This window comes from Streptomyces apricus, from assembly GCF_008369065.1.
GTDB lineage: Bacteria > Actinomycetota > Actinomycetes > Streptomycetales > Streptomycetaceae > Streptomyces > Streptomyces apricus.
In genome coordinates, this window is sequence record NZ_VDFC01000082.1 from 1 (window position 1) to 1792 (window position 1792).

General features: G+C 72.2%; 1 protein-coding gene. It reads left to right on the plus strand.

Going from position 1 to position 1792, the window contains the following annotated elements; all coding sequences use genetic code 11:
- Positions 1-1730 (plus strand): outer membrane protein assembly factor BamB family protein (locus tag FGF04_RS35695; RefSeq protein WP_149515543.1); only part of this gene is annotated, 1730 nt, incomplete at its 5' end.
- Positions 1731-1792: the final 62 nt, after the last annotated feature.

A 1792-nucleotide genomic window follows, 5' to 3' on the forward strand; every position in this document is an offset into this window, starting at 1 on the left:
CGCCGCCCCCGCAGGGCGCGCCGGGAACCCCGCCGCCGCCCGCGCCCGGTTACGGCTACCCGCAGCAGCAGCAGCAGCAGCCGCAGCCCGGTCCGTACGGGCAGCCGCAGCAGTCCGGCCCCTACGCCCAGCCGGGACCGTACGCCCCGCAGCCGGGACCGTACGCCCCGCAGCCCGGCCCGTACGGGCAGCCGCAGCAGCCGGGTCCGTACGGCGCCCCGCAGCAGCCCGGATACGGGTACCCGACCCAGCCGCACTTCCCGGGCGGGCCCGGCACCCCGCCGGGCAGCGGCTCGCGCGGGCCCTTCAAGGGCAAGCCCGCGGTGATCATCGGCGCGGCGGTGGCCGCTGTGCTCGTCGCCGGTGGCATCGTGCTGGCCGTGTCCGGCGGTGACGACGACGGCGGGAAGAAGCCCGTCGCCGGCAAGAGCCGGGACGCCGAGCCGTCCGCCGGGTCCGACGCGCCCGTCAACCCCGGTGACGGCGAGGGCGACGGCGACGCCGGCACCGACGACCTCAACGCGGGCCGCCAGGCGGGCGAGGCGAAGGTGCTCTGGTACAAGGAGGCGCCGGACGCGCCCGGTTCCGGCGCCGCCGCCCCCGGTATGTGGATCACCGACGAGGTCGCCGTGAAGGCCGCGTACAAGCAGGTCTTCGCCTACGGCACGGGCGACGGCAAGGTCGCCTGGCCCGCGATCGACTTCCCGCAGGCGATCTGCGCCGCGTCCCCGCAGAAGACGTCCGACGACAAGGTCTTCGTGGCGTACAAGGAAGGCGCCAAGAGCGGCGCCGAGTGCAACCAGATCGTGCAGATCGACCTCGCCACCGGCAAGAAGGGCTGGACGAAGGAGATCCCCAAGGGCGACCTCTTCGACAGCTCCCTGAGCCTGAGCCTGAACGTCGTCGGGGACACGCTGCTGGCCGGCCGCTCCATGTCCGGCGTCGGCTACGACACGGACAGCGGCGACAAGCTCTTCGACGTGAAGAAGTACGGCGACTCCTGCTTCCCGTCGGCCTTCGCGGGCGGCGACAAGCTGCTCTCCGTCGCGGGCTGCGGCGCGGGCGGCGACAACGAGCACGACGAGGTGCAGGAGCTCGACCCGGCGACGGGCAAGGCCAGGTGGACGAAGAAGATCCCCAAGGGCTGGCGCGTGGAGCGCGCGTACTCCGTCGACCCCGTCGTCCTCTACCTCACCAACGCGGACAAGAAGCAGTGGAACGTCACCACGCTGAAGAACAACGGCACGACGCGTTCGCAGCTCGACGTCGACGAATCGTTCGCGCCGGACTGCGGCTGGGCGATCCTCACGCGTGACCTGCAGGGCTGCGAGGGCGTGGCCGCCGACGCCAACACCCTCTATCTGCCGACCGAGGCGAAGAGCGGCGCCAACGAGATCGTCGCCGTCAGCCTGGAGACCGGCAAGGAGAAGTGGCGCGCCAAGTCCCCCTCGGACACGTCGATGATGCCGCTCAGGATGGACGGCACGGACCTCGTGGCGTACGTGAAGCCCTCGTACGACGCGGGCGGCCGGGTCGTCTCGGTGCCGACCGCCGGCGGTTCGCACACCCCGAAGACGCTGCTGCAGCACCCGCAGGGCGCGGCGCAGGTGGAGAACGGGTTCTTCTCGAAGGCCGTCGACTACGTGGACGGGCGCTTCTACCTCTCCACCACCCGGCTGACCGGCAACGACCAGTCCAAGGAGAAGCTGATGCTGGTTTACGGCAAGTGACCCGGCCGCTCCGGCTCCCCGCCCGCGCGGCACCGGCCGCTTCCGGGCACCGCCTCCCCGCC